The organism is Catenibacterium sp. co_0103, assembly GCF_004168205.1.
Taxonomy (GTDB): Bacteria; Bacillota_I; Bacilli_A; order Erysipelotrichales; family Coprobacillaceae; genus Catenibacterium; species Catenibacterium mitsuoka_A.
Genome location: NZ_RCYB01000011.1, coordinates 22,354 through 45,188, shown reverse-complemented (window position 1 = coordinate 45,188; position 22,835 = coordinate 22,354). Strand labels below are relative to the sequence as shown.

Sequence of the window (22,835 nt, the reverse complement as noted above, 5' to 3'; positions counted from 1 at the left end):
CACTATAGTTTTGGTGGATTTGAGTTTGGTTATATATTTGTGTCCGCGCAACGAAGGCGCGGGGAAATGGAGGAAATTATGATGAAATGCGAATGGATATTGTGTCCTGTTTGTGGGAGCAAAACCCGTAATAAAATTAGGAAGGACACTGTTTTGGAGAATTATCCCCTTTATTGTCCAAAATGCAGACAAGAAAGATTGATTAAAGTTGACAACTTGAAGATAACTGTCATCAAAGAGCCAGACGCTTAAGACGCAGAGCCGATGAAATTGTGGAACAATTCACGAATCATCGGCTCTTTTTGTTTCGTATTTGAAAGAACAAACTCACCAAATAAAAAAAACGATATTCGGGTGGGTTATTTTGTTATACCCTAAATTACCCTCTGAATTTGTTTTTAAATTTGGAGGGATTTTTTTATGTCCTTTTTTCGGGCAGTTATCTATCTGCTCATACGAAGCAAAATTTATCAATACATAGCATATCAGAGAACGGCAGGAAACCAGTTAAAAAAATTTCTGCCAGTGCAACGGTACTTCTCACCTTGAAAGTAGAAGTACAATCTCCATACAATAGAATTACTATTTCCTATAACCGTAAAGGTCACAGAGCCTTTGCGGTTTTTCTTTTGTCGATTTTTGTTGGAAAGTGCCGTAGGGCTGTTTCTGATATGCGGTGTCGTTCTCCGCCTCTCCATCTGGATTTTTTACATTTCAAAAATTCAGATGGGAGGTATTTATGGTGAAATATGCACCAAGAAAGGTATATATCAGAGAAAGTGGCGGCTATGTGGAATTATCCTACACGGAGTTCTGCCGTTGCAGGGAATCCGACCAGACCTATATGGACAAGCTGTTTATCCCCATTCAAGGCTGTCTGCTTGAAGTCGTGAGGGAGCAATACACAGACTTCTACCGTGACAAGGAACGGTGGCGTTATCTGCAAAAATTAGATACAAAGAATAGACTGCTATCTCTCGACGGATTTACGGACAGCGAGGGGAATCCTCTGGACTTTATCACTGATGAAGCGGTGGACATTGCAGAAACCGTTGTCAATGCGGTCATGGTGGACAGGCTGAAAGCCGCCCTGCCTTTGCTGTCGGATAGTGAACAGGAGCTGATACAGGCAATCTTTTTTGACGGACTTTCCGAGCGTGAAGTCGGGGCGAGGTTGGGCATAACCCAGAGCGTTGTAAACAAACGCAAAGCCAGAATCCTAATAAAACTAAGAAAGATAATAGAAAATTAAAATTTAAGGCGTTCAGCCCCCTTGTTTTTTCCTTTGGGAAGATGAGGGGGCTTTTCTCTGCCCTCTCAATCAATTCTGATTGGAGGAAGTAAGAATGGCATACAACCACGGACGGGAGGACAGGAAATGGCGTATCTGGAAAGAAGCGGAGGAAAAGCTGCTGCGTGAGTGCGGCGTTGATGAAGCGACCATTGAGCAGATACGCATGGCGGACAGGGCAGATTTCAATTCCAACAGGCGGTTTTACCGATGGACGAATGACGTTGCGGAATATCTTGAGGACATGGCAGGCAGGGAGCGGCAGGCGGAAGTGGGTACGGTTGCGGAGTTACTGGAAGAGATTGAGAGCGAAAATCTCTATCAAGTATTAGTCACGGTGGACGGGCGTACCTTGAAAATCGTCCTGCTGAAAATGCAGGGGTATTCCACAAAGGAGATTGCCCCGCTTGTGCATTTGACGACTGGTGCCATCTATGCGAGGTTAGACCATCTGCGGAAGAAGCTGCGGAAAATTTTATAGCTTCTAAAACAGCCTGCCATCCTGCGGGCTACTGGGTGAGGGATGGAAATCCCCTCACTCATTTTTTGCAGGAGGACAACAGGATGGCATACAGGGTTAAGGCATACACGCTTCGGGAGGAATCCACGGAAAGCGGCACAAGGTATTTTATCAGCTTTAAGGACGGGCAGGGCAAATCCCACGAGTTGGAAGTGTCGGAACAGTTCTTTATGGAGTTTCGGCAGATGGAGCGCAGGAACAGGAATCTTTTCTAATGGGACGAGCGGCACAGGGAGTTTAACGAGGTATGGGACGAAACCCTTTACAGACGGGCGTTGCGTGTGCCTAAGAGCCTTGATGAACGCATGGTTGAGGAAGAACGGAATGAAACGCTCTATAAGGCGGTTGGGAGCCTTCCAGAGATACAAAGGCGGCGTTTCCTGCTCTACTACGAGTATGAGTTCAATTTTTACCAAATCGCCGCTATGGAGCATTGCACCGCTTCGGCAATACAGAAATCTGTTGCGATTGCAAAGGAGAAAGTAAAGGCGGAAATTGAAGAAATATCTCCAACCGTGACTGACACCGCCCGAAAAAGAAATCTGTTTTTTATTTGTGTGGGATTGGCGGCATTACATACTCTCACTTTTTTCCGTGGGAGTAAATCTATTTTTAAGGAGGTCAACGCCTATGTGCAACGAAAACAAAGACACCGCCCGAAAGGAGGAAAGCCATGCAGAAGTTACAGACAGTCAACGCCGAAACGCTCCTTTATGAACCGCTTGAGAAACCATCCTTTGTGGTGGACAGCCTTATCCCGACAGGCTTATCGCTGTTCTGCGGCTCACAGAAGATAGGCAAAAGCTGGCTCATGCTGAAGCTATGCTTATGCGTGTCGCAGGGAATCCCTTTATGGGATATGCCGACAATGGAGGGCGATGTGCTTTACCTCTGCCTTGAGGACACGTTCTGCCGCATACAGGACAGGTTATTTCGTTTGACGGACGAAGCAAGCGGGCGGCTCCACTTTGCCGTGGCAAGCTGCAAGCTGTCAGACGGTCTTATCGTGCAGCTTGAAGATTATCTGAAAGATTACCCAGACAGCAGGCTCATTGTCATTGATACCTTGCAGAAAGTCCGTACAGCTTCAAAAGACAATGCCTATGCAAGCGACTATGGGGACATCTCCCTCATCAAAGACTTTGCCGACAGGCACTCTCTGGCGGTCATTGTCGTACACCACATCCGAAAGCAGAATGACAGCGACGTGTTCAACAAGGTGTCTGGGACGACAGGATTAACGGGGAGTGCGGACGCTACCTTTGTTCTGGAAAAGGAGAAACGTGCGTCTGACACCGCCAAGCTGTATGTGACGGGCAGGGACACGCCTTATCAGGAATACACGCTGCGTTTCCGTGATTGCCGTTGGGAGCTTGTGGAGCGGAAAACGCAGGAGCAGCTTGCGAAAGAAACGATACCAGATGTCCTTTTTCGGTTGGTGGATTTTATGAGGGATAAGGAAGAATGGATAGGCACGGCAACGGAACTGTTAGCCGCTATGGGGGAAACGGAAACCATACCCACGGTGATTACGAAATGGCTGAATGAATACCGCACCACATTTTTAAGCGAGAACCGTATCTGCTACCAGTACAGCCGCAGGAAAGACGGCAGGCGGATTGCCCTTGCAAGGAGGGCGGGTGACAGCGGTGATGGTGGTGACAGCGATATTAGGATACCCCCCTGTTACTGTCATTGACGCTTAAAGCCATGTAAAGCTGGCGGCTCTGCCCTGCGGGTGACAGCAGTGACGGTGGTGACAGTGATTTTAGGATACCCTGCCGCTGTCATCCCTACGGGAGAACACCCCGTAAACGCAAAATGCAGGCGTGAGATTTACTCGCCCTTTTCGGTCGTGTAAAACCACCCCTGCGGTCAGAAAAATCATTCCGATTTTTCCGACTGCGTTTACAGGGTGTAACACACTACACTTTGCCCTGCAAAGTCGTGTGCCAGACGTTCCCTCTGGACTCCCTTAAGGCAGGGCTGTGCCCTGCTATCCTACGCCTTACGGCTTCGGATAAAAGAATGGCGGCATGACGGTGACGGCTCTTGCGAGGGGGGTATCCCAAAAACACCGTCATCATCGACATGACCGTCATGCAGGGGGTGAGGGTGACAGTTGCGGCAGTCGGCAGGGGGTATCCCAAAACTGCTGTCACCACCGTCACCGCTGTCACCCCAAAGGACGGTCACCCGCCGAAAGAAAGGAGGAATCCGCCTATGCCTTATGCAATCCTGCGTTTCCAGAAACGAAAAGCGGGCGGCGTTGCGGCTTGTGAACGCCATAACGAGCGGAAGAAAGAAGCCTACAAAAGCAACCCAGATATAGATATGGAACGCTCTAAAAACAATTACCATCTCATAGCACCACCAAAGTACACCTACAAGAAAGAGATTAACCGCATGGTAGCCGAAGCGGGGTGCAGGACAAGGAAAGACAGCGTGATGATGGTGGAAACGCTCATCACAGCTTCACCAGAATTTATGAACCAGTTACCGCCCGAAGAACAAAAAGCGTATTTCCAGACGGCTCTTGACTTCATTTCGGAGCGTGTTGGAAAGCAGAATATCCTCTCCGCTGTCGTCCATATGGACGAGAGAACGCCCCATATGCACCTCTGCTTTGTGCCGATTACGCCAGACAATAAGCTGTCAGCGAAAGCTATCTTAGGCAACCAGAAATCATTATCCGAGTGGCAGACCGCCTACCATGAGCGGATGTCCTCACGGTGGAATCAGCTTGAACGGGGGCAGTCCTCAATGGAAACCAAGCGGAAACACGTCCCCACATGGCTCTATAAATTAGGCGGCAGGCTTGATAAACAGTATGAAGAAATCGTGTCTGCCCTATCCGACATCAACGCCTTTAACGCAGGGAAGAAAAGGGATAAAGCGTTAGATTTACTCTCTGCATGGCTGCCAGACGTGGAGAAATTCTCTAAGGAAATCGGGAAACAGCAGGCGTATATCGACAGTTTGAAAGAGAGAATTGGGCAGGAATCAGACTATGCGGGGCGTATGCGTGATGAAAAGTACGAGCAGGAACTAAAGGTGCAGAAAGCGAATCAGAAGATATTTGAATTGCAGAGAACCAACGAGCAGATGGGGCGGCTGCTGTCAAAAATACCGCCCGAAGTGTTGGAAGAATTGCAGAAAAATCATAGAAGCAGAGCGAAAGAAAGGTAGATATGTGAATGAAGAAACAGGATTTTAAGGTGTTAAAGACCAAAGACTTGTACCCGTTCCCCGACAATCCGTTTCATGTGGCAGAAGATGAAACACTGTCAGAGTTAGCGGAAAGCATCAAGGAATTTGGCATTGTCACGCCGATAATCACACGCCCGAAAGAGGACGGGGACGGTTATGAAGTGATTGCAGGACAGCGGCGTGTCCGTGCTTCTGAACTTGCAGGGATAAATACCGTGCCTGCGTTTGTCCTGCCCTTAGACCGTGACCGAGCCATCATCACCCTTGTAGACAGCAATTTGCAGCGTGAGAATATCCTGCCATCGGAGCGGGCGTTTGCTTACAAGATGAAATCCGAAGCCATGAAGCGGCAGGGTTTCCGCACAGACTTAACCTCGTCACAAGTTGTGACGAAGTTGCGGACGGACGACAAGGTGGCACAGGGCTTCGGCGTGGGCAGGATGACCGTGCAGCGTTTTATCCGCCTGACGGAACTGATACCGCCGATTTTGCAGATGGTGGACGAGGGGAAAATCGCCCTCACGCCTGCGGTGGAACTGTCCTTCTTGAAGAAAGACGAGCAGGAAAACCTCTTTGCCACGATGGAGAGCGAAGAAGCAACGCCCTCACTCTCACAGGCACAGCGGATGAAACAGTTAAGCCAGAGCGGGCGGCTTGACATGGATACGATATTTGCGATTATGACGGAGGAAAAGGGCAACCAGAAAGAAACCTTGAAAATCAACACAAGCAAGCTGAAAAAATACTTTCCGAAGAACACAACGCCGAAGCAGATGGAGGAAACCATCATCAAACTTTTGGAGCGTGAGTTGCAGAGGAAACGCAACCGTGACAGCCGCTAATCTTCTTTTTTCGGGAAGTAAATACAGAGAGTTGAGGTATGGAGAATGAGAGAAATCCAGTATGAAATCGTAAAGGAAATCGCAGTATTGTCTACGGGCGACAGTGGCTACACAAAGGAAATCAATCTCATTTCATGGAATGGGAAAGAGCCTAAGTATGACATCCGCAGCTTTTCCCCGAACCGTGAAAAGTGCGGCAAGGGAATCACGCTGAACGCTGATGAAGCGGCGGCACTCCTTAAAGCATTACAGAAAGAATTAAACAGCGAGGATTAATGGTATCTGATTGGCAGGGCGGGGACATTTCCAAACTCTTCCCTGCCCTGTCTGGAAAGGAAGATTTAAGTATGGGCGAGGATAAGAAAGCAGATAAAAAGAGAAAGCGTATCGTGCCAAAAGCACCAGTGCAGATGATAATCAGCCGTGAATATGTCGGCACACAGACCGTTACAGAAGCGTTTGTCCCGATTATCTCCGAGGATATTCGGAAGAAGATTGCCGAGGGCGACACCTTCGACAATGAGGGGCTGTCCGCTTAGAATGTACGCAATGGGACATGAAAACAGATAGGACAGATACGGAGGTTTTACAGTATGGCAGGAATCAAAGAAGAAAAGAAAATCTATTTAGTCGGCATTTATTGCCGCTTATCTAAAGACGATGGTACGGATAACGAGAGTGCGAGCATTGCGACACAGAAATCCATCCTCACGGATTATGTGAAAAAGCAGGGATGGCACATAGCAAAAACGTATGTGGACGATGGTTATTCTGGTACAAATTTCCAAAGACCAAGTTTCCAGAATATGATAAAAGACATTGAAAGCGGTCTGATAAACTGCGTGATTACGAAAGATTTATCCCGTCTGGGGAGAAACTATCTTGATTGTGGGTTATATCTGGAAGTTTTCTTCCCAGAGCATAACGTGAGGTATATAGCGGTCAATGACGGCGTAGATACCTTGAATAAATCTGCTATGGACATCACGCCTTTCCGCAACATTTTAAACGAAATGTATGCCGCTGACATATCTGTTAAGATAAAATCGGCATATCGGGCGAGGTTTCAACAGGGGAAATTCATGGGAACTACCGCCCCTTATGGCTATATCAAAGACCCTGCCGACCACAACCATCTGCTGATAGATGATAAAGTGGCACATGTTGTAAAAGAGATATTCGACCTTGCATTAAAAGGGAATGGAGTTGCCAAAATTTGCAGACATCTTAATAAACAGCATATCCTACGCCCTGCCGCTTATGCGGCGGAGCGTGGCGAAACAGGCTTTGAACGTCATTTTGAGGGGAACGAGGACAAACGCTATATTTGGAGTGGGAACAGCGTGAGGAGCATTTTAAGAAGCCCGATATATGCGGGAAATCTTGTAGGCTACAAACGGATTGCCGCCAATATGAAAAGCAAGAAACGCCCCTCTAAGCTGCCCGAAGAATGGGAAGTGATACCCAATACCCATGAGGGAATAGTCACGCAGGAGGAATTTGATATTGTCCAACAGCTTATTACAAGTCGTAGGCTTCCACAGAACAAGGGAGGATTTGTAAATATTTTTGCAGGCGTTATCAAGTGTGTGGACTGCGGATGTGCTCTGCGGGCAATGAACGTACACAGGAGGAAACGCCCAGAGATTATCGACTGTGTACAGTATTCATGTAATAATTATGCAAGAAACGGAAGAAGCGAGTGTAGTGCCCACAATATAGAAGCAAGGGATTTATTCAATGCCGTTCTTGCCGACATCAACTGTTTTGCGGATATGGCAGTGAATGATGAAAAGGCGGTCAGGGCCATAGAAAAGCGGCTCACGGAAACAGACCAGAGCAGGGCGAAAGCATTAGAGAAAGAACGTAAGAAGCTGAACAAACGCCTTGCGGAACTGGACAGGCTGTTTTCCTCTCTCTACGAGGATAAGGTCATGGAGCGTATTACCGAGCGGAATTTTGAGATGATGTCGGGGAAATACCAGAAAGAGCAGCTTGAAATTGAAGCAAGGCTGAAAGAGGTGACGGAAACTCTTAATGAAAGCTACGAGAAATCACGGGGAATCCGTGACTTCCTCGCCCTTATCCGAAATTATCAAGGCTTAAAAGAACTGGATGCAACAGTTATAAACGCACTCATAGACAAGATACTTGTTTCGGAGCGTGAGAAGATGGCAGACGGAACAGTGAAGCAGGAAATCAAGATTTACTATAAATTCATCGGCTTTGTCGATGAATTACATATCATACCTACAAAACGGTGGGCAGCAATGCCCGCTAAAAATTGTACGGTGTGCGGCGTTGAATATGTCCCGGGCTCTGGTGCATCAAGGTATTGTCCTGCTTGTGCCAAGAAGATACGGAGGGAGAAATCAAACGAGAGCAAACGCAGGAGCAGAGAACAGAAAAGGATAGCATGTATGAACTGTCCGCAAAAAATGACCGACTGAAGTCGCACCACTTGCAGCTGCAAGAAATAAAACAAGCATCAACATTAAGACAATAATAGTTGCCTTTTCACGACCATATTTCATTATTACAGGAATCGTGATAGAAATATATATGAAAGCAGAAAAGAGCATGGCAAGCTGGACAATCACTGTTTCTAAGTTAATATGAGTTGCGGAACTTATAAGGAATGCAATCAGCCATGATATGAATGTGACAGTGAGTGCATAGATATATTTTTCTAAACAGTATTCTTTTTTGCTGAAAGGTAGGGCAAAGAGATAAGTCATCTCATTGTGATACATATCATAAGAAAATGAATTGAAGACAAGTCCTGTTCCCATAAATGTAAGATAACTAGAAATATACGCAAATCCAGAATTTGCATAAGCCATAATTAAACAGATCACAACAATCGTTACAATATACTTTATTTGAGACTTGAGTAATAATAAGTCTTTTTTGAGTAGTCCTTTCATAAGCGCTCTCCTTTTAATAGAATAGGAATCATTGTATCAATATGATTCTGTTCAATCACAATGGTAGGATAGTTTTCACTATAGAACTGTCTAACATTAGTCAGACATGAATAACCAAATGGTTCTTTCATTACTTCCAGCAGATAATCTTTATCTAAGTTATCATAATCTTCTTTAGATACCTTTAACACGCCATATTGAGACAGAAGTGTATCCATTTCTTCATGCATGATGATCTGCCCATGATCAATTACATAAAGATCATCACATAATGATTCTAAATCACTCGATATATGAGAAGAAATAAGAATAGTACAATCTTCCTGTTCCATATAATCTCTTAGTATATCAAGTATTTCATCTCTAGTAAGAACATCAAGTCCTGCAGTTGGTTCATCTAAGATCAGTAATTTTGCATGATGTGTTAAGGCAATAATGATATTGAGTTTTGCTTTCATACCTGTAGAGAATGTACGTGTTTTCTTATCTAAAGGGATATCAAAACGCTGACAATAAGAATGAAACAAATCTTCATCAAAACGTTTATAAGTACATTTCAGAATACTGATTATATCGGATACAGTAAAGAATTCACTGAATCCTGTTTCACTTAATACAACACCAATATCCTGTTTATCAGGTATCTGTATGTTTCCTTCATCAATAGGATTAATATCAAGAATACTTTTGAATAATGTACTCTTACCAGCACCATTCATTCCTATAATTCCAGTAATAATACCTTTAGGAATATCTAAACTACAATCAAGAGTAAATGAGTCGTAACTCTTTTTCAAATGATCAATGTGAATCATAAACATCCTCCATAATAAGAGATAACATGTCCTGCATTTCCTGATAAGTAATGCCAGAACACTTCCCTTTTTCTATAGCACGAGATAATAGTTCTTCTGTTTCTCTTAAACAATTTTCTTTTACTTCATTTTGAGAAACCTCTAACACATAGCTTCCTTTTCCATGAACAGTTGTTGTATAGCCTTCTTTTTCTAAGAAATCATAGGCTTTCTTTACAGTTAAAGCACTGATCTTTAATTCTTTAGATAAAGCACGTACTGAAGGGAGTGCTTCATTAGGGGATAACTGATTAGAAAGTATCGCTTCTTTAATAGCTTCTACAATCTGCTCATATATAGGAACCATTGATGAATGATTAATGATAATATGCATATCTCTTCCTCCTATAAACAGTATACAACAGTATATAACACTGTGCAATATAAAATTCAAATTATGAAAATAATAAGCTTAATCTTTAAATGTTTGATAGTATACTCTTGAAAATAAGGAGGACAAAATAATGAGTTTTAGAGAAGACTTTTATTGGGGTGGCGCAACTGCAGCCAACCAGCTAGAAGGTGGATGGCAGGAAGGTGGAAAAGGTGTTTCCTGCCCTGATGTATGTACTGGAGGAAGTGCAACAGTAAGTAAACGCATTACACCAGTATTAGAAGAAGGTACTTTCTATCCTTCACATGATGCGATTGATCATTACCATCGTTTTAAAGAAGATATCGCATTATTCGCAGAAATGGGATTCAAGATGTATCGTTTCTCAATTGCATGGACTAGAATTTTCCCTAATGGTGATGAAGAAACACCAAATGAAGAAGGTTTAAAGTTCTATGAAGAATTAATTGATGAATGTCGTAAATACAATATTGAACCATTAATTACTATTTCACATTATGAAGTACCATTTAACTTAACTAAGAAATGGAATGCCTGGGCAGATCGTCGTATGATTGACTGTTACTTAAACTTCTGTAAAGCGATTTTTACTAGATATAAAGGTAAAGTAAAATACTGGTTGACTTTCAATGAAATCAACTCAGCGACTACACCAATGGGTGGTTTCTTATCACAGGGTATTTTAAATGAAATCAAGACAATGAATTTCATGGAACAGGTAGATAATCCTCAGAATCGTTTCCAGGGCTTACATCATCAGTTTGTGGCAAGTGCACTGGCAGTTAAAATGGCTCATGAAATTGATCCTAATTATCAGGTAGGATGTATGCAGATTATGGCCACTAGCTATGGTTTGACATGTGATCCTCATGATCAGATTGTGAATCAGGAAAAGAATCATTTAATGAACTGGTTCTGTTCAGATGTACAGTGCCGTGGTGCTTATCCAAACTATATTAAGAGATACTTTAAAGAAAATAATATCAACATCGTTATGGAAGAAGGAGATGAGGATATCTTAAAGGCTGGTCCAGTTGATTTCTATACATGTTCTTATTATATGTCTAATTGTCAGACAGCAGATAAGAGTAAAGAAGCAGGTTCAGGTAATATCCTAGGTGGTGTATCAAACCCATATCTTAAGGCAAGTGATTGGGGCTGGCAGATTGACCCAATTGGTTTAAGATATTCATTAAATGAAATCTGGGATCGTTATCAGAAACCTATCTTTGTTGTAGAAAATGGCTTAGGTGCATATGACAAGATTGATGAAGATGGTAAAGTACGTGATGATTATCGTATCGATTACTTAAGAAGTCATATTGAACAGATGCATGAAGCAGTATTAGATGGTGTTGATTTAAGAGGTTATACTCCTTGGGGATGTATTGACTTAGTATCAGCTTCTACTGGTGAAATGGCTAAACGTTATGGTTTTATCTTTGTAGAAAGATATGATGATGGAACAGGTGACTTCTCTAGACGTAGAAAAGAATCATTCTACTGGTATCAGAAGGTCATCAAAACAAATGGTGAAGATTTAAAATAATATGAAAAAGAAGGACTATGAATTTTATAGTCCTTCTTTAATGTTTATGTCTTTTCTGTTTGACAGAATTACCTTCTTCAGGTCCTTTGAAATCTACTAAAGATCCTAAATCAAAGACCTTAAATCCAGCTTTGACTAATTTTCTTGCTCCTTCATGTGCTGTACCAGCTGCAAGTGCATAAACATAATATGTTGCAGTAGGATCAAGATCCTTTTTTGCATGCTGATCAATTAATCTAGCAGGATAACATTGTGCATCAACTGGATGTCTGACATCAAACTTTAAATCATCATCTACACATAAAAGAATAATATTCATATTATTTTGAAATTCTTCATAAGCATGATTAAATTCAATTGTTTTTACTGCTTCTTTGCGTTTAAAAAACATAGACTCACCTCACTCATACAATAATATCATTTTCTTATGTATTTTACTATTGCTTTTTAGAAATTGGTATGGTAATATAAACAAGCAGTTTAACTTAGGGGCTTGGTCCAATGGTAGAACATCGGTCTCCAAAACCGTTGATACGGGTTCGATTCCTGTAGCCCCTGCCATCTGTAAACAACGAACATTAATTTGTTCGTTTTTTTTTTTGTTTATTTTATGTTTATTTATTTAATACCCCTTTTATTGTGGTATAATAGAGTTATGAAAGGGGTTACAATTTATGGCAAAAACTTTAGCATGTATCGTAACAGATCCAGTAGGTTTATATGCGACACCTGCAACGGATCTTATCGAAGTCGCAAAGACATTCGACAGTGATTTTACCTTAACTTATTCAGGTAAAACTGTGAATCTTAAATCGATGATGGGCGTTCTTTCATTAGGCATTCCAACAAAGGCAAAGATTGTGATTACTGCCGATGGAGAAGATGAAGAAACAGGTATTAAAGCAGTACATGAAAAAATGAAAGAATTAGGTATTATCGGATAAAGAATGCATGATGCATTCTTTTTCTTTTTTATGTATAATAGGCGTAAGGAGTTGATGGTATGAAACCAATGATGTGTTTTGATGTGGATGGTACTATTAGAGGTACGACTGATGAACATATAGTATATGATTCAACGATTCTTGCACTTAAGAAGTTAAAAGAAGCAGGATATCCGATCGTTGTTTCAACAGGAAGAGGAAGAGACTCTTTCTTACGTACTGGTATACAGGATATTGCCGACTGGGATGGCTTTGTATTTAATAATGGTCAGTTGATTACTGATGGAAAAGGAAATGTAATCAATGCCCATCATTTTAAGAATGAGGATGTTATTCGTACGATTGAAAAAGCAAATGAACTCAATCTTGCAGTGACATTAAAGAAAGAACATCGCATTATCACAAAAGAACCAGATGAATATGTCTTAGAGACACAGCGTTATTTTGGGAACCAGATAGGACCGGTTGAAAAGTATAACGGGACTGATCTTGTAGATATGATGATTATCTATGGTCCTAAAGGGTGGGACTATAAACCATTTCTTGATTTAGAAGGTATTTCAGTATTACCTGGCTTATCCTGTTTTGCGGATGTCGCCATTGCAGGTGTATCTAAAGCAACAGGTATTATGGAATTAGGAAAGGTATTAGGTAGTGATCATTATGTATGTTTTGGTGATTCACAGAATGATATAGAAATGATGAAGCATGCCTCCTCGTCAATTTGTATGGGTAATGGTGATGCATTAACTAAAGCAGAAGCTAACTATGTTACTGCAGATATTGATGATGATGGTATTTATAAAGCATGTATTCATTTTGGTTATATAAAGGAGTAAAGAAAAATGACATTAAAAGAAGCATATGAAACAGGTAGAGATTTAGATGTATATGTAGATAGTGAAATGGCTGATCAGGATTCACATAGTTTTGATGATTTATGGCAGTCTATTTATGATATTGTGCAGGTTGCAGTAGGTGGTATTGTAGAAGAAGACCCTGAAGAATTAAAAAAAGCCATTGCATGGCTTAAGGAAACACAGGATAAAACAGAAGCCTATAAGACTTTAGATATTTCTTTTGAGGTAGAGTAATGAAAGTAGTAGATATGCATTGTGATACACTTTATGAGATGGAAAAGAATCACCTCTCATTAAGTGAAAATAACTTAAATATTGATATAAAAAAGATGGAAGAAGGAGATTATCTTCTACAGAACTTTGCCATCTTTACTGAATTAAAAGAAACAGCAGATCCAGTGGATCATGTTATGAAATGTATTGATTATTTCTATCAGGAAATGAGAAAGAATAAGGATAAGATTCAGCCTATCACTACTTATGATGAAATTATGGACAATTCACATAATGGTGTCATGAGTGCGCTTCTTACTATTGAAGAAGGTGCTGTGATTCATGAAGACCTTTCTTATTTAAGAAACTATTATCGTTTAGGTGTACGTATGGTCGCATTAAGCTGGAATCATATCAATGGACTCACATATCCTAACTTTGATATGAATGATGATACACATGGCTATCATACATGTGATAATGAACATGGACTCACTGATGCAGGAAAAGCTTATATTAAAGAAATGGAAGATCTAGGAATGATCATTGATGTCTCTCATATGTCAGATAAGTGTTTCTATGATGTATTAGATATCGTCAAGAAACCTTTTGTGGCATCTCATTCTAATGCACGTGCTGTATGTCCACATGCCCGCAATATGAGTGATGATATGATTTTGAAACTTGCTCATCGTGGTGGTGTGATGGGGCTTAATTATGCCGCAGGATTCTTAGGTGAGAATGCAGAAAAATCACGTATTGAAGATATGGTGAAGCATATTCTTTATATTAAAGATCTAGCTGGTATTGATTGTATTGGTTTAGGTTCTGATTTTGATGGTATTTCACAAAATTTAGAAATGAAAAATGCGTCTTACTTGCCTCAATTAGAACAGGCACTTAAAGACGCAGGACTTACAACTGAAGAAATAGAAAAAGTCTTTTATAAAAACGTATTACGTGTTTATAGAGAAGTCTTGAAATAGAAAAAATGACAGGCCGTATATGATGGGGAAGCCTGTCATTTTCCTTTTAATAACTTTTTGGGGGAGAAGTTATGTAGTCACTTGGGAGTATCCGTGAACTACATATAAGAATATAACGGAGAATTGTGAACCTAATATGAATACAGTTCATATTTCTACTAAATAGTGCATATGTCATTCTTTTTTTAATTTGAAAAGTATTATATAATAATATAGATAAATAACGTGAAGGAGAGAAAATATGAAAAATTTATTTTATCGCCTGATGATCTATCTAGATACAGCTAGTGAAACAGATACAAACTATTTTATAGCTTTGTTTATGGCTAATAATTTTTATCGTATTCCCGATATGCGTATTAGTGAACTTGCAGAAGAATGTTTTGTGTCTCCAGCAACCATTTCACGTTTCTGTCGTGCTTTAGGATATGAAAACTTTGCACACTTAAAACAGGAATGCAATAGTTTTCATTCTAATAATAAGAAATTCAATAATTTAATTAATATTGATTTAGAATGTATGGCACATTCGCCAGAAAAAGCAACAGAAGAATTTGCTCAGCAGATTATTGAATCTACAGCAGAAATTTCAAAAATCCTTGATTGGAAAATATTGGATGAAGTACTTCATTTAATTCATGATCATGAAGAAGTCGCTTTCTTTGGAACTCAGTTTTCTACAAGTGCCGCTATTCTATTACAGACAGACTTGTTAATGTTAGAGAAGTTTACGATTGCATATATGGATTCAGAAAGACAATTAGAATGTGCAAAACAGATGACTAAGGATTCTGTCGCAATTGTGATTTCATTAAATGGTAATTTTGAGCATGTGGGACATAAAGTCTTACAGTATCTACATAAATCTCAATGTCATATTGTATGGATTACTTCTACTCATGAAGATAATCTAGGTATTCCTGTGGAATATAAGGTATTAGTCGGTGGTTCACTTAAAAACAAGACAACTAAGCATGCATTATTAACTGCAGTACAGCTCATGAGCTTACGTTACTATAGTTTGTTTTGCCCAGATCTCAAGTCGATGAAGAAGAAATTGGTATAGGTGATCATATGAGAATAATTAAATCAGAAACAATTACAGAAACAATTAAAGAGTTATGTATTAAAGGTGCTTGTCATCTTCCTACAGATGTTTATAACCGTTTATTAGAAGCCATATCTACAGAAGATTCTCCTGTTTCTAAACACACATTAGAAATATTAAAGGAAAATGCGGACATTGCAGCAAGTAACCAGGAACCAATCTGCCAGGATACAGGAATGGCCTGTATTTTTGTGGAAATAGGTCAGGAAGTCTATGTGGATGGCAACCTTACAGAAGCTATTAATGAAGGTGTCAGACAGGGGTATACTGAAGGATACTTAAGAAAGAGTGTTGTCAATGATCCTGTATTTGATCGTATTAATACAAAAGATAATACACCAGCAATTATTCATTATGATATCGTTCCTGGAGATCAGTTAAAGATTACGGTAGCTCCTAAAGGATTTGGCAGTGAAAATATGTGTCAGGTTAAAATGCTTAAACCAAGTGATGGGATTGAAGGCGTTAAGGACTTTATTTTAAAGGTTGTTGAAGATGCAGGTCCTAACCCATGTCCCCCTATAGTCATTGGTGTAGGTATAGGTGGTACATTTGATCATGTTACTTATCTTGCGAAAAAGGCAATGATTAAGAAGATTGAAGAACATCATCCAGATCCTCGTTATCGTGCATTAGAAGAAGAAATGTTGGAAAAGGTGAATGCAACGGGTATTGGGCCAGCAGGTTTTGGTGGGAAGACAACAGCACTTGCCTTACATGTAGAAACATGTCCAACACATATTGCCGGCTTACCTTGCGCAGTAGCTATATGCTGTCATGTATCACGTCATCAGGAGGTTACATTATGATTAAATTAGAAACGCCTCTTACTATTGAAAAGGTTGAATCACTTCGTGTTGGTGATCAGGTATTATTAAGTGGTACGATTTATACAGGACGTGATGCAGCTCATAAACGTTTTGTAGAAGCAATAAACAATAACGAACCATTGCCATTTGATCCTTATGATCAAGTCATTTACTTTGTTGGTCCCACACCTACTAAGCCAGGTCATATTATTGGCAGCTGTGGACCTACAACCTCTTATCGTATGGATGCTTATTCCCCTACAATGTTGTCAAAGGGATTAAGAGGAATGATTGGTAAAGGTAGAAGAAATTATGATGTAAAAGAAGCAATGAAACAATACAAAGGTGTTTATTTTGGTGCGATTGGTGGTGCAGGCGCCATTATTGCCTCTTGTATCAAATCATGTGAAATCATTGCTTATGAAGATCTTGGTCCTGAAGCAGTACGTCGTTTAGTAGTAGAAGATCTTCCACTCACTGTAGTCATTGATAGTGAAGGACATGATCTTTATGAAATAGGTCGTCAGGACTATTTAAAAGGAAAGGAGTAATTATGGATCAACCATTTAGAGATTATAACGAGACAGATATTCTATATCTTCTTATGACATATGTAAACTTTTCATCTGGACAGGATATGTATTATAGTATTGCGAAAACAATACTTACACATCTTGAACAGATTCCTAGTATTTCAATTAACGATCTTGCAGAACTATGTTTCACATCTCCTGCAACAATCTCAAGATTTTGTAAAGACTTAAATTGTCGTAACTTTGCGACATTTAAGAAAGAAATGGCAATTGCGTTAGAGATTGCCCATGATGAAATTCATTTCTCCATGGATGATGATTTTAAGATTAAGAAGGATCCTCAATATCTTGTCAATAAGGTATATGATGATACAAAGAAATCATTAGAATTAGGACAGGCACAATTAGATATTAAAGATATTGATCATATTTGTGAACTTATTCATGATGCTCCTCAGGTATTTATGATTGGTTATCAGTTCTCACGTATTGCCTGTCAGGATTTCCAGTTAAAGATGTTGAAACTTGAAAAATTCCTCTATGCTTTTGCGAATAGAGGAGATGAAGTACAGAGACTTGATCTCATTGAAGAAAATGATTTGGTTATTATTGTAACAGTACGTGCTAGAAAAGAATTGATTGATTCACTTATTACACGTATTAAGAAACAGAAGGCACGTATTTTGATTGTGACTATGAATGAGGATTATACAAATCCTGAAGTAGATTACTACTATCATCTTAATGGTGAAGAAAGTGATTATACACAGTCTTCTATTTCTGGCTTTATTGATACAGTTTCATTCTTTAATATTGTCTATTTGCGTTATGGTTTACTCTATAATCAATATTTGTTATAAGTGTATACGTGACCGTTTGAAGATGGTATAATGGAACAAGTCAAAAAGAAAGGAAGTATCTATTCATGAAGAAAAATGAATTAGTAGAAAAGGTTGCAGAAGGCGCTTCATTAACTAAAGCAGATGCAGAACGTGCAATCAATGCGTTAGTGAATGCAGTATCAGAAGCACTTGTTGACGGTGATAAGGTTGCTTTAAAAGGTCTTGGAACTTTTGAAGTCAGAGAAAGAAAAGCGAGAACTGGTATTAATCCTAGAACTCGTGAAACAATCGAAATCGCTGCAAGCAAGGTACCAGCTTTTAAAGCAAGTTCTACACTTAAAGATGCAGTAAATAAATAATAATAAAAAAGTGCTTCGGCACTTTTTTATTTGTTTTTTTTAGTTTAGAATTATGTAAAGGGGAGTGGTGATGATGATTACAATACTCTATACATCAAAACATGGCGCAACAGCCAAAATAGCACGTGTCATTAATACATATCTTGATCATACATGTACATTAATGAAGCTGGATGAATTAGATATGGCTGTCTTAGAAAAGACAGATACGATTGTATTAGGCGTTCCTGTTTATTATGGTGCACTTGATCCAAAAATGGTGGATTTTATTAAAAAGAATCAGGGACTACTGATTAAAAAGCATTATTCTATTTATATTACAGCTTTATTCCATACTGAATTCATGAGCTATATTACAAAAGAATTTGATTATTCTATTTTAAAGAATGTAACAACAATGGCAGGACTAGGTGGGGCTATTTATTATCCTGATTTAAATATTCAGGAAAAGATGGTTCTTGCAGTGATGAATAAGAATAGACCTATTATTCCTAAAGAACATCATGTGAATATCTTTGAGAATTTCGATAATCATGAAATAGAATTATTCTCACAAAAGATTAAAAGAATTGATAACTATGCATGCAAGTAAAAAGGAGAAGCGAAGTACGCTTCTCCTTTAATATTAATCTACAATAATTGTACCTTCTTTAGGTCCACCAGCAGCATTTGATTCATCAGTATCAATATGCATGAATGTAGCATAAGTATCTTTAACACGGCACATAACATCACCAAATACTAATGAACGACCATTTGTTTCAACTTCTACTTTAACAATCTGACGATCCTTAATACCCATAGCTTCTGCATCTTCTGGAGAGAAGTGGATATGACGTTTTGCAGCAATAACGCCTTCAGTTAATTCAACTTCACCCTTAGGACCAACTAATTTACAAGCACCACTACCAGCAAGGTCACCAGAACCTCTTACAGGTGCTTCTAAACCTAATGATCTTGCATCAGTAAGAGCTAATTCAATCTGAGTATAATCTCTTACAGGTCCAAGAACAGACATAGCTTTTTCTCCTCTAGGTCCTACTACCTTTACCTTTTCAACACATGCAAACTGACCTGGCTGAGAAAGATCCTTCTTCTTAGTTAATTCATAACCTTCACCAAATAAAGTTTCTAAATCAGCCTGACGTAAATGAATATGTCTAGCTGAAGTTTCAATAATAATCTTGTTATTCATAATCTGCCTCCTAGTCACGTATTTTACACCCTTTTTCTTATTTTGAAAAGGCTTACTTTACAAATTAGTATAAGTGTAACACATCAATGTTTGTTTTCATTGATTTACAAAACTGTTATAATATCTGTAAGTGAGGTTGATGTTATGATTAATATTATTACGTCGGAATTACCAATGATTTGGAAGTTTGTAAAATCAGCTATTGATTTATTGGCAGTATGGGTTTTATTGTACTATGGTATCATGATGTTTAAGACAAACATGCGTACTATGCAGTTATTTAAAGGAGTTATTGTAGTTCTTCTTGTTAAGGCTATTACGAGTGTTCTAGGGCTTGTGACTCTTGGTACTATTGTAGATGCAGTCATTACATGGGGAGTATTGGCTATTGTAGTCATTTTCCAACCAGAAATACGTGTTTTATTAGAGAAGATGGGACAAACTAAAAATGAAGTACAGCATCGTTTATCTGATGATGAAAGAGAACGTGCTATGGATGAACTTGTTGAATCTATTACAACTATGTCTAAGGATAAAACAGGCGCATTAATTACATTTGAGCGTCGTCAGTCTTTACAGGACTTCATTAATACAGGTGTTAAAGTGTCTGCTTCTATTAAAGCAGAACTTCTTACTACAATCTTCTATGAAGGTACACCTCTTCATGATGGGGCTACTATTATTAAGAATGATATGATTGTGGCTTCTGCCTGTTTCTATCCTCCTACTAATAAGGAAATTCCTTCACAGTATGGAGCAAGACATAGAGCGGCCATTGGTATTAGTGAAATCACTGATTCTTTGACAGTGGTTGTATCTGAAGAGACAGGAAATGTTAGCTTTGCAGCTAATGGCGAACTTACAAGAATTAACTTAAATGAGTTACGTTCTAAATTAATTGCAGAGTTGAACTGGTATGATGAAGGTGGTGAAGACCATGAGTGATCCTAAGAAAAAGAAACAGACGGATTCTACTACAGATTTTTTCTTACAGTTTATGAAAGAAGAAAAGTCTGATAAAGAGAAGACAGAAGCTAAAAAAGAAGAAAGAGAACAGACTTATACTAAAACAGTAGAAAAGTTTTCTTCAGGTTATAACTACTTTAATAAGCTATTAGATAAGCTTCTTGCCAATAAGCATTCTGTACGTATTCTTTCGTTTGTGCTTGCGGTATTTTTATTTGTTTCATTCTCTGGTGGAGATGTCATGAATTCTACCACTGCAGGGGCAACTTTAAAGAAAGTGCCAGTACAGGTAGAAGGTTTAAAGGAAGGTTATGAGGTATCAGGACTTCCTGCAACAGTAGAAATAGGATTAATTGGTCCTTCTATGGATATCTATACAACTAAATTGACTAGTAATTATGAGGTTTATTGTGATTTATCTGAATATAATGAAGGAACACATCATGTGACTTTAAAAACAAGAAGTTTTGATAGTGATTTGACTGTTATGTTGATTCCTGAGACAGTGACTATTAAGATTCTACCTAAAGTAGATGCTAAGTTTGACTTAGGATATAAGTTTATTAATCAAGATAAATTAAATGAAAAATATAGCGTTTCAGTTGATACAATATCTACAAAACGTGTTACAATAACAGCGACACAAAATAATCTAGATAAGATTGATAAGGTCCAGGCGCTTATTGATGTAGAAGGCAAGACAAAAGCATTCCAGCAGGCATGTGAAATTAAAGCATATGATGCCGATGGCAATGAAGTACAATGTACAATCGCACCAGAAAAGGTGAATGTTAGCTGTCATGTAGATTCTTATTCTAAGGAAGTGCCAGTTAAACCAGAATTTGTTGGCCAATTGCAGGATGGCTATCAAATGACAAATTATAAATTATCTAGCTCTACTGTAACTATTTATGGTAAGCGTACTGATATTAGTGATATTAACTATATTACTTGTCAGGTAGATGTTTCTAATTTATCAGGATCAACAACATTATCTGGTATTGCGTTACAAGGGAATGACAAGATAAACAAGATGTCACAGACAACTGTAGATGTGACTATGTTTATTGAAAAGAAATAGAGAGGACAAAAAAATGGGTAAATATTTCGGAACAGATGGTTTTAGAGGAGAAGCAAATAAGACTTTAACAGTAGAACATGCTTTTAAAGTAGGTCGTTATTTAGGTTGGTATTATAACCGTAACCATAAAGCAAAAATCGTTATTGGTAAGGATACAAGACGTTCAAGCTATATGTTTGAATATGCATTAGTTGCAGGTTTAATTGCAAGTGGTGCAGATGCATATCTTCTTCATGTCACTACAACTCCTTCAGTATCTTATATTGTAAGAACTGATGGATTTGATTGTGGTATCATGATTTCTGCATCACATAACCCTTATTATGATAACGGTATTAAGTTAATCAATGATAAGGGTCAGAAGTTTGATGCTGAAGTAGAAAAGCAGATTGAAATGTATATTGATGGTTTAACTGATGAGCTACCATATGCAACTAAGGATGAAATTGGTCGTGCATTAGATTATTCTATGGGTAGAAATAGATATATTGGTTACTTAATGAGTATTCCTAAACGTGCATTTAGAAATGTTCGTGTTGGTTTAGATTGTGCGAATGGTGCTTCATCTAATATCGCAAAAGCAGTATTTGATGCATTAGGAGCTGAAACATATGTTATCAATGATCATCCAGATGGAGTAAACATCAATACTGATTGTGGTTCTACACATATGGAAGCATTACAGAACTTTGTACGTGAAAAAGGTTTAGATATTGGTTTCGCATTTGATGGTGATGCTGATAGATGTTTAGCTGTAGATGAATTTGGTAGAGTTGTAGATGGTGACTTAATTCTTTATGTATGTGGTCAGGAATTAAAGAAAAACAATGAATTAGCGAATAACACAATCGTTACTACAATCATGAGTAATATTGGTTTTTATAAGGCTTTAGATAAGATTGGTATTGGTTATGCTAAAACTGCTGTTGGTGATAAGTATGTATATGAAAACATGGTCACTAATGGTAACGTTATTGGTGGAGAACAGTCTGGTCATATTATCTTCTCTAAACATGCAACAACTGGTGATGGTATCCTAACATCATTAAAGATTCTTGAAACATGTATTGAAAATAAAAAGACATTAGCTCAGTTAACTGAACCAGTAACTATTTATCCACAGTTATTAATCAATGTACGTGTAAGTGATAAAGCTACAGTATTAAATGATGCAGATATTAAGAAAGCAATTGAAGAAGTGACAGAAACATTAGGTGATGATGGTCGTATTTTAGTAAGAGAATCTGGTACAGAACCATTAATTCGTGTCATGGTTGAAGCACAGACAGATGAAATTTGTCATGAGAATGTACTTAAGGTAGTAAATCTTATTAAAGAAAAAGGCTATGCCGTTAAATAATCACATAATCTAACAAAATATTGCCACTTTC

The 22,835-nt window shown here is 38.8% G+C and carries 28 protein-coding genes, 1 tRNA gene and 1 pseudogene; 25 read left to right on the top strand and 5 right to left on the bottom strand.

The genetic code is table 11. The features are described from left to right. Positions 1–78 precede the first annotated feature (78 nt). The 10 genes and pseudogenes from EAI80_RS03420 to EAI80_RS03365 all read left to right on the top strand — a co-directional run bounded on the left by EAI80_RS03420 (position 79) and on the right by EAI80_RS03365 (position 8,313). A complete protein-coding gene (locus EAI80_RS03420; RefSeq protein ID WP_002779755.1) occupies positions 79–252 on the top strand; it encodes a cysteine-rich KTR domain-containing protein in 174 nt (57 codons plus the stop codon). Between the two features lie 490 nt (positions 253–742). Beyond that, the gene (locus EAI80_RS03405) at positions 743–1,252 is read left to right on the top strand and encodes a sigma-70 family RNA polymerase sigma factor (protein WP_105116765.1); all 510 of its coding nucleotides are present in this window, start codon (positions 743–745) and stop codon (positions 1,250–1,252) included. Between the two features lie 94 nt (positions 1,253–1,346). Continuing rightward, a complete protein-coding gene (locus EAI80_RS03400) occupies positions 1,347–1,772 on the top strand; it encodes a sigma-70 family RNA polymerase sigma factor (protein WP_000323895.1) in 426 nt (141 codons plus the stop codon). 83 nt (positions 1,773–1,855) lie between these two features. Beyond that, positions 1,856–2,330 (top strand): annotated as a pseudogene (locus EAI80_RS14010) (sigma-70 family RNA polymerase sigma factor). Between the two features lie 154 nt (positions 2,331–2,484). Then, positions 2,485–3,510, top strand: a complete 1,026-nt coding sequence (locus tag EAI80_RS03390) for an AAA family ATPase (RefSeq protein ID WP_001170964.1) — start codon at positions 2,485–2,487, stop codon at positions 3,508–3,510. A 524-nt stretch (positions 3,511–4,034) separates the two neighbouring features. Further along, positions 4,035–5,000, top strand: coding sequence for a MobV family relaxase (gene mobV, locus EAI80_RS03385; protein WP_001820668.1), 966 nt, complete (start codon positions 4,035–4,037; stop codon positions 4,998–5,000). A gap of 8 nt (positions 5,001–5,008) precedes the next feature. Beyond that, positions 5,009–5,863: a ParB/RepB/Spo0J family partition protein gene (locus EAI80_RS03380; RefSeq protein WP_000743700.1), complete on the top strand. Its 855-nt coding sequence runs from the start codon at positions 5,009–5,011 to the stop codon at positions 5,861–5,863. Between the two features lie 45 nt (positions 5,864–5,908). After that, positions 5,909–6,139, top strand: coding sequence for a PC4/YdbC family ssDNA-binding protein (locus EAI80_RS03375; protein ID WP_001206986.1), 231 nt, complete (start codon positions 5,909–5,911; stop codon positions 6,137–6,139). 71 nt (positions 6,140–6,210) lie between these two features. Beyond that, a complete protein-coding gene (locus EAI80_RS03370) occupies positions 6,211–6,402 on the top strand; it encodes a hypothetical protein (protein ID WP_001820669.1) in 192 nt (63 codons plus the stop codon). Between the two features lie 54 nt (positions 6,403–6,456). Beyond that, the gene (locus tag EAI80_RS03365; protein ID WP_001820670.1) at positions 6,457–8,313 is read left to right on the top strand and encodes a recombinase family protein; all 1,857 of its coding nucleotides are present in this window, start codon (positions 6,457–6,459) and stop codon (positions 8,311–8,313) included. Here the strand turns inward: EAI80_RS03365 and EAI80_RS03360 are convergent. From EAI80_RS03360 to EAI80_RS03350, 3 genes are read right to left on the bottom strand one after another with little or no spacing between them, the layout of a single operon-like run. After that, the gene (locus EAI80_RS03360) at positions 8,236–8,790 is read right to left on the bottom strand and encodes an ABC-2 transporter permease (protein ID WP_129980925.1); all 555 of its coding nucleotides are present in this window, start codon (positions 8,788–8,790) and stop codon (positions 8,236–8,238) included. The genes EAI80_RS03365 and EAI80_RS03360 overlap by 78 nt on opposite strands. Continuing rightward, positions 8,787–9,605, bottom strand: a complete 819-nt coding sequence (locus EAI80_RS03355) for an ABC transporter ATP-binding protein (protein ID WP_129980924.1) — start codon at positions 9,603–9,605, stop codon at positions 8,787–8,789. Before EAI80_RS03355 ends, EAI80_RS03360 begins: the two co-directional genes overlap by 4 nt. Continuing rightward, complete coding sequence (locus tag EAI80_RS03350; RefSeq protein ID WP_129980923.1) at positions 9,592–9,978, bottom strand: GntR family transcriptional regulator; 387 nt, start codon at positions 9,976–9,978, stop codon at positions 9,592–9,594. Before EAI80_RS03350 ends, EAI80_RS03355 begins: the two co-directional genes overlap by 14 nt. A 130-nt stretch (positions 9,979–10,108) precedes the next feature. On the opposite strand from EAI80_RS03350, the gene EAI80_RS03345 reads away from it, so the two are divergent. After that, complete coding sequence (locus EAI80_RS03345; protein WP_129980922.1) at positions 10,109–11,548, top strand: family 1 glycosylhydrolase; 1,440 nt, start codon at positions 10,109–10,111, stop codon at positions 11,546–11,548. Positions 11,549–11,585: 37 nt separating this feature from the next. Here EAI80_RS03345 and EAI80_RS03340 read toward each other — a convergent pair whose 3' ends face one another. Next, the gene (locus EAI80_RS03340; protein ID WP_129980921.1) at positions 11,586–11,939 is read right to left on the bottom strand and encodes a hypothetical protein; all 354 of its coding nucleotides are present in this window, start codon (positions 11,937–11,939) and stop codon (positions 11,586–11,588) included. Positions 11,940–12,035: 96 nt separating this feature from the next. Here EAI80_RS03340 and EAI80_RS03335 point away from each other — a divergent pair. The 11 genes from EAI80_RS03335 to EAI80_RS03285 all read left to right on the top strand — a co-directional run bounded on the left by EAI80_RS03335 (position 12,036) and on the right by EAI80_RS03285 (position 18,794). Then, a tRNA-Trp gene (locus tag EAI80_RS03335) sits at positions 12,036–12,109 on the top strand. Between the two features lie 113 nt (positions 12,110–12,222). After that, positions 12,223–12,492: an HPr family phosphocarrier protein gene (locus tag EAI80_RS03330; protein ID WP_022424441.1), complete on the top strand. Its 270-nt coding sequence runs from the start codon at positions 12,223–12,225 to the stop codon at positions 12,490–12,492. A 59-nt stretch (positions 12,493–12,551) separates the two neighbouring features. Then, on the top strand, positions 12,552–13,331 hold the full coding sequence (locus tag EAI80_RS03325) for an HAD-IIB family hydrolase (RefSeq protein WP_129980920.1): 780 nt from the start codon (positions 12,552–12,554) through the stop codon (positions 13,329–13,331). A 6-nt stretch (positions 13,332–13,337) separates the two neighbouring features. After that, positions 13,338–13,586, top strand: a complete 249-nt coding sequence (locus EAI80_RS03320; protein WP_129980919.1) for a hypothetical protein — start codon at positions 13,338–13,340, stop codon at positions 13,584–13,586. Beyond that, on the top strand, positions 13,586–14,551 hold the full coding sequence (locus EAI80_RS03315) for a dipeptidase (RefSeq protein WP_129980918.1): 966 nt from the start codon (positions 13,586–13,588) through the stop codon (positions 14,549–14,551). Before EAI80_RS03320 ends, EAI80_RS03315 begins: the two co-directional genes overlap by 1 nt. Before the next feature lie 241 nt (positions 14,552–14,792). Then, on the top strand, positions 14,793–15,617 hold the full coding sequence (locus tag EAI80_RS03310) for a MurR/RpiR family transcriptional regulator (protein WP_129980917.1): 825 nt from the start codon (positions 14,793–14,795) through the stop codon (positions 15,615–15,617). 8 nt (positions 15,618–15,625) lie between these two features. Next, the gene (locus EAI80_RS03305; protein ID WP_129980916.1) at positions 15,626–16,468 is read left to right on the top strand and encodes a fumarate hydratase; all 843 of its coding nucleotides are present in this window, start codon (positions 15,626–15,628) and stop codon (positions 16,466–16,468) included. Further along, positions 16,465–17,019 (top strand): Fe-S-containing hydro-lyase, encoded by a 555-nt coding sequence (locus EAI80_RS03300; protein ID WP_129980915.1) that lies wholly within the window; start codon positions 16,465–16,467, stop codon positions 17,017–17,019. Before EAI80_RS03305 ends, EAI80_RS03300 begins: the two co-directional genes overlap by 4 nt. Before the next feature lie 2 nt (positions 17,020–17,021). Beyond that, positions 17,022–17,861: a MurR/RpiR family transcriptional regulator gene (locus EAI80_RS03295; RefSeq protein WP_129980914.1), complete on the top strand. Its 840-nt coding sequence runs from the start codon at positions 17,022–17,024 to the stop codon at positions 17,859–17,861. 65 nt (positions 17,862–17,926) lie between these two features. Next, positions 17,927–18,202: an HU family DNA-binding protein gene (locus EAI80_RS03290; RefSeq protein WP_129980913.1), complete on the top strand. Its 276-nt coding sequence runs from the start codon at positions 17,927–17,929 to the stop codon at positions 18,200–18,202. 70 nt (positions 18,203–18,272) lie between these two features. Next, positions 18,273–18,794 (top strand): flavodoxin domain-containing protein, encoded by a 522-nt coding sequence (locus tag EAI80_RS03285; RefSeq protein ID WP_238634379.1) that lies wholly within the window; start codon positions 18,273–18,275, stop codon positions 18,792–18,794. A 33-nt stretch (positions 18,795–18,827) separates the two neighbouring features. Here EAI80_RS03285 and pduL read toward each other — a convergent pair whose 3' ends face one another. Continuing rightward, entirely contained in the window at positions 18,828–19,397 is a 570-nt protein-coding gene (gene pduL, locus EAI80_RS03280; protein ID WP_129980912.1) for a phosphate propanoyltransferase, read from the bottom strand. A 144-nt stretch (positions 19,398–19,541) separates the two neighbouring features. On the opposite strand from pduL, the gene cdaA reads away from it, so the two are divergent. Genes cdaA through glmM form a run of 3 tightly spaced genes read left to right on the top strand, consistent with a single transcriptional unit; the run spans position 19,542 to position 22,804 of the window. Beyond that, a complete protein-coding gene (gene cdaA, locus EAI80_RS03275; protein ID WP_022424452.1) occupies positions 19,542–20,342 on the top strand; it encodes a diadenylate cyclase CdaA in 801 nt (266 codons plus the stop codon). Continuing rightward, positions 20,335–21,444, top strand: coding sequence for a CdaR family protein (locus tag EAI80_RS03270; protein ID WP_129980910.1), 1,110 nt, complete (start codon positions 20,335–20,337; stop codon positions 21,442–21,444). The genes cdaA and EAI80_RS03270 overlap by 8 nt, the downstream gene beginning before the upstream one ends. Positions 21,445–21,457: 13 nt before the next feature. Continuing rightward, positions 21,458–22,804 carry a phosphoglucosamine mutase gene (gene glmM / locus EAI80_RS03265; RefSeq protein ID WP_129980909.1) on the top strand — a complete coding sequence of 449 codons (1,347 nt, stop codon included), beginning with the start codon at positions 21,458–21,460 and terminating at the stop codon, positions 22,802–22,804. Positions 22,805–22,835 lie beyond the last annotated feature (31 nt).

What these genes read in the sequence shown, in the direction of transcription:
- mobV (WP_001820668.1), top strand. Translation starts at nt 4,035, where the DNA reads ATGCCTTATGCAATCCTGCGTTTCCAGAAACGAAAAGCGGGCGGCGTT.
- cdaA (WP_022424452.1), top strand. Translation starts at nt 19,542, where the DNA reads ATGATTAATATTATTACGTCGGAATTACCAATGATTTGGAAGTTTGTA.
- glmM (WP_129980909.1), top strand. Translation starts at nt 21,458, where the DNA reads ATGGGTAAATATTTCGGAACAGATGGTTTTAGAGGAGAAGCAAATAAG.
- EAI80_RS03270 (WP_129980910.1), top strand. Translation starts at nt 20,335, where the DNA reads ATGAGTGATCCTAAGAAAAAGAAACAGACGGATTCTACTACAGATTTT.
- EAI80_RS03300 (WP_129980915.1), top strand. Translation starts at nt 16,465, where the DNA reads ATGATTAAATTAGAAACGCCTCTTACTATTGAAAAGGTTGAATCACTT.
- pduL (WP_129980912.1), bottom strand. Translation starts at nt 19,397, where the DNA reads ATGAATAACAAGATTATTATTGAAACTTCAGCTAGACATATTCATTTA.
- EAI80_RS03390 (WP_001170964.1), top strand. Translation starts at nt 2,485, where the DNA reads ATGCAGAAGTTACAGACAGTCAACGCCGAAACGCTCCTTTATGAACCG.
- EAI80_RS03295 (WP_129980914.1), top strand. Translation starts at nt 17,022, where the DNA reads ATGGATCAACCATTTAGAGATTATAACGAGACAGATATTCTATATCTT.
- EAI80_RS03290 (WP_129980913.1), top strand. Translation starts at nt 17,927, where the DNA reads ATGAAGAAAAATGAATTAGTAGAAAAGGTTGCAGAAGGCGCTTCATTA.
- EAI80_RS03315 (WP_129980918.1), top strand. Translation starts at nt 13,586, where the DNA reads ATGAAAGTAGTAGATATGCATTGTGATACACTTTATGAGATGGAAAAG.
- EAI80_RS03305 (WP_129980916.1), top strand. Translation starts at nt 15,626, where the DNA reads ATGAGAATAATTAAATCAGAAACAATTACAGAAACAATTAAAGAGTTA.
- EAI80_RS03365 (WP_001820670.1), top strand. Translation starts at nt 6,457, where the DNA reads ATGGCAGGAATCAAAGAAGAAAAGAAAATCTATTTAGTCGGCATTTAT.
- EAI80_RS03380 (WP_000743700.1), top strand. Translation starts at nt 5,009, where the DNA reads ATGAAGAAACAGGATTTTAAGGTGTTAAAGACCAAAGACTTGTACCCG.
- EAI80_RS03375 (WP_001206986.1), top strand. Translation starts at nt 5,909, where the DNA reads ATGAGAGAAATCCAGTATGAAATCGTAAAGGAAATCGCAGTATTGTCT.
- EAI80_RS03310 (WP_129980917.1), top strand. Translation starts at nt 14,793, where the DNA reads ATGAAAAATTTATTTTATCGCCTGATGATCTATCTAGATACAGCTAGT.
- EAI80_RS03420 (WP_002779755.1), top strand. Translation starts at nt 79, where the DNA reads ATGATGAAATGCGAATGGATATTGTGTCCTGTTTGTGGGAGCAAAACC.
- EAI80_RS03400 (WP_000323895.1), top strand. Translation starts at nt 1,347, where the DNA reads ATGGCATACAACCACGGACGGGAGGACAGGAAATGGCGTATCTGGAAA.
- EAI80_RS03285 (WP_238634379.1), top strand. Translation starts at nt 18,273, where the DNA reads ATGATGATTACAATACTCTATACATCAAAACATGGCGCAACAGCCAAA.
- EAI80_RS03340 (WP_129980921.1), bottom strand. Translation starts at nt 11,939, where the DNA reads ATGTTTTTTAAACGCAAAGAAGCAGTAAAAACAATTGAATTTAATCAT.
- EAI80_RS03320 (WP_129980919.1), top strand. Translation starts at nt 13,338, where the DNA reads ATGACATTAAAAGAAGCATATGAAACAGGTAGAGATTTAGATGTATAT.
- EAI80_RS03350 (WP_129980923.1), bottom strand. Translation starts at nt 9,978, where the DNA reads ATGCATATTATCATTAATCATTCATCAATGGTTCCTATATATGAGCAG.
- EAI80_RS03330 (WP_022424441.1), top strand. Translation starts at nt 12,223, where the DNA reads ATGGCAAAAACTTTAGCATGTATCGTAACAGATCCAGTAGGTTTATAT.
- EAI80_RS03325 (WP_129980920.1), top strand. Translation starts at nt 12,552, where the DNA reads ATGAAACCAATGATGTGTTTTGATGTGGATGGTACTATTAGAGGTACG.
- EAI80_RS03360 (WP_129980925.1), bottom strand. Translation starts at nt 8,790, where the DNA reads ATGAAAGGACTACTCAAAAAAGACTTATTATTACTCAAGTCTCAAATA.
- EAI80_RS03345 (WP_129980922.1), top strand. Translation starts at nt 10,109, where the DNA reads ATGAGTTTTAGAGAAGACTTTTATTGGGGTGGCGCAACTGCAGCCAAC.
- EAI80_RS03355 (WP_129980924.1), bottom strand. Translation starts at nt 9,605, where the DNA reads ATGATTCACATTGATCATTTGAAAAAGAGTTACGACTCATTTACTCTT.
- EAI80_RS03370 (WP_001820669.1), top strand. Translation starts at nt 6,211, where the DNA reads ATGGGCGAGGATAAGAAAGCAGATAAAAAGAGAAAGCGTATCGTGCCA.